The 2,880-nt window shown below is 46.6% G+C and carries 4 protein-coding genes; 2 read left to right on the top strand and 2 right to left on the bottom strand.

The features are described from left to right. Both DSM107010_RS26245 and DSM107010_RS42445 read left to right on the top strand, forming a co-directional pair. Positions 1-942 (top strand): tetratricopeptide repeat protein (locus DSM107010_RS26245; protein WP_338418745.1); only part of this gene is annotated, 942 nt, incomplete at its 5' end. 3 nt (positions 943-945) lie between these two features. Then, the gene (locus DSM107010_RS42445; protein ID WP_199755757.1) at positions 946-1,257 is read left to right on the top strand and encodes a response regulator transcription factor; all 312 of its coding nucleotides are present in this window, start codon (positions 946-948) and stop codon (positions 1,255-1,257) included. 98 nt (positions 1,258-1,355) lie between these two features. Here the strand turns inward: DSM107010_RS42445 and DSM107010_RS26240 are convergent, their stop codons facing one another. Both DSM107010_RS26240 and DSM107010_RS26235 read right to left on the bottom strand, forming a co-directional pair. After that, the gene (locus tag DSM107010_RS26240) at positions 1,356-1,745 is read right to left on the bottom strand and encodes a YkvA family protein (RefSeq protein ID WP_106166001.1); all 390 of its coding nucleotides are present in this window, start codon (positions 1,743-1,745) and stop codon (positions 1,356-1,358) included. A gap of 9 nt (positions 1,746-1,754) precedes the next feature. Then, positions 1,755-2,459: a cytochrome b/b6 domain-containing protein gene (locus DSM107010_RS26235; RefSeq protein ID WP_106166000.1), complete on the bottom strand. Its 705-nt coding sequence runs from the start codon at positions 2,457-2,459 to the stop codon at positions 1,755-1,757. Between the last annotated feature and the right edge of the window lie 421 nt (positions 2,460-2,880).

The raw sequence follows: 2,880 nt of genomic DNA, 5'->3' as shown, positions 1-2,880 counted from the left end.
GAACGAGCCTTGCAGCAGTTGCCTCAAGACGATTCTTGGCTGCGGGCAGTCATTCTACTCAATCTCGGCGTGACTTACTTCGTTACAGACAACTATGCAGCGGCTAGAAGGTTGCTGCCCGAAGTGACTCAAATCGGTCAAAACAGAGGCATAGCAGAGCCGGCGATCGCCCCATTGTATTTGCAGGCGCAGTTTCTCGCCTTGCGCGGTCGGCTCGATGAGGCAACCGTTCTGTGCCAGCAAGGAGTCGCTCTAGCCAGGGAACGCGGCTGGTTATCCACTTATGCAGGTGTATTGGTACAAGTGGCAATGGGGGAATTGCTGCGAGAACAAAACCAATTAGCAGCAGCCGCACAACACCTAACCGACAGCATCGAGCGCGGTATTCAAACTCAACAGCCAGGTTTGATGATGGGTTACATCACCTTGGCTCGCGTGCGTCAGGCGCAAGGGGACACCCAAGCAGCAATGGATGCAATTAAGACAGCTGGGCAATGTCAAGTTTGGCTGTGGGCGACGATTCTTTCTGTTCCGGCTTGTCAGGCAAGATTAAATCTAGCACAGGGGAATTTAGATGCTGCGATCGCTTGGGCTCTAGATAGCGGTTTAAGCGTGGATGGCGAATTACGATACAGTTTTACTGACGAGTTTCCAGTTGGTTCGGAGCTGGATTACCTAACTCTAGCAAGAGTCTTAATTGCTCGTGGCAGGTTGGCAGATCTAACTAAGCCATATTTAAATGATGCTCTGCGACTACTAGAGCGACTCCATGATTTTACCGCAGCAGGTGGGCGCAAAGCACGAGTGATGGAAGTGTTGATGCTGCAAGCTTTAATTTGGCACATTCGTGGAGATCGGAAGCGATCGCTGCATCTACTACAACAAGCACTCGCTCTTCCCCATACAGGAGACTACATCCGTTTATTTGTGGATGAAGGTTAGCCGATGGCAGAATTATTGCGCGATGCTGCTGCGGAGAGGATTCATCCTCAATCTGTCAATCGCTTGTTAGCAGCCTTTAGTCATGTTGAGGGGACAGATGCTAGAGTTCAGCCACTCATCGAACCATTGAGCGATCGCGAACTGGAAGTTTTGCAACATCTAGCCCAAGGTCTTTCCAATCGGGCGATCGCCACTCAACTCTTTGTCAGTCTTGCCGCAATTAAATGGCACGCCCGTAATATCTACGGCAAGCTGGATGTTGCCAACCGCACTCAAGCAGTAGCGAAGGCAAGAGAATTAGGGATTTTGGTATAAGCCATAACACAAGATAATTTGGCAATGCGATCGCGATGTGCTGTACGGGCGATCGTGGTTTAAAACCAATGTTCTGATTGGTTGATGAGAGTTTTTTCTTACCGTCGTGTCGCTCTCATTGCAAAAAACACCGCTAGCATAGCGAATAATAACCAAATACCAACGATAACTGCTGCGGCTAACCAATTCGTTGGCTTGTGGCGCTGTAGGCTTCGCACCCGTTCGCGATATTCTGCCATAACATCTGCTGGGATCATCTTGATTGCTAGCGCAATACCGAGCGGAACCAAGATCAGATCGTCAAGATAGCCCAAAAGCGGAATTGGGTCGGGAATCAGATCGATTGGACTGAAAGCATAGCCTACGACACACGCCACAAATATTCTGGCGTACCAAGGCACGCGAGGCTCGCGATATGCCAGATACAAAGCATACAGTTCTGCTTTGAGGTGCTTTGCTTGTTGCTTTAGCTTGTCAAGTCTTGTCATGTTTGTGGCTTACTTGAAGAGGGGAATAATCCAAGCAGCAGCAATACTAAACAGGACAATAGCTTCTAAGACTTTCAGCGTAGAAGCTGACTGCAACCAATTTGCGACTGCAACTAGTTGCAAATCGTTCCACCAGTTGAGAAAATGCCCCAACCACAGAGTAGGGCGATCTCGCTCGCGGTATTGCCACTTTAGCACTGATGTCAGTAACGATCTACCGCCAACCCTAACCACCATTAAGAGGTGGAGTGCAACGCATAACACCATCGTTACCCACGAAATCAGATGAATGTAGTACCATGTGTGGTTCAGTTCCCCATTTGGCAACCACTTTTCGTCCATCATCTTGCCAGAGAAGAGAGCAAAAGTTAGTGCCAGAATCACAATTGTATTGGTTAACCGATGCAGCGTGTACCACCATATCGGTTTACCTATTTGAATTAGCTTCGTAAGAGAATCTTGTTGAATCAGGCGTTGCTGTCCGCGATGAAAGGCATACAAAGCAAACAGAGGAAATAAAAGCAAAACATACAGCCCAAAAGTACCATGAATGCTTTCAATTGCCTCAAATCGGGGTAAAGGAATACGTCCCCACCGTCCATCATAGGTATCATAAGTCCAAAAAGCCGTTCCAATTGCACATAAAACAAATAAGCCAATTAATCCATGTAAAATCCGAAAAAGAAGTGGCTGATAAGGCTGAGGCAATTTCATCAAATCTGCTAATAAAATTAATCAGAAACTATCCGTTAATAGAAGTTTTAGAAAATATGTTTATCTTACCAAAATAGTATTAAGTCGAAACAATAGCGTAGTTCAATAAACTGAAATTTCAGTCATATTGCTTATCCTCAACTTCCGAAATTGGCACACTCTGAATCTCGATCGCAGATAGCCAGTATACGGTAAGGCAACATCATCAGTTGCCGTGGTGTCTTATCGGTGTCTTACCATCAGTGTAGCCCCGTAGCATATTAGGGATGTGCGTAAAAATAAGCTACCAGTCAGGTTGGGCAAATAGTCACGTCCCATTTAGGCAAAGTTTCAGAACGTTACCAGAAGGGGTGAAGTGATTCTAACTCTTGAGCCGAAGCAGATACACCTTTTTCATAAGTTCTCTCGATGAAGCGCACTA

The organism is Chroococcidiopsis cubana SAG 39.79, assembly GCF_003991895.1.
GTDB lineage: Bacteria > Cyanobacteriota > Cyanobacteriia > Cyanobacteriales > Chroococcidiopsidaceae > Chroococcidiopsis > Chroococcidiopsis thermalis.
The sequence above is the reverse complement of the archived record's forward strand: the minus strand, read 5'-3'. Positions and strand labels throughout refer to the sequence as shown.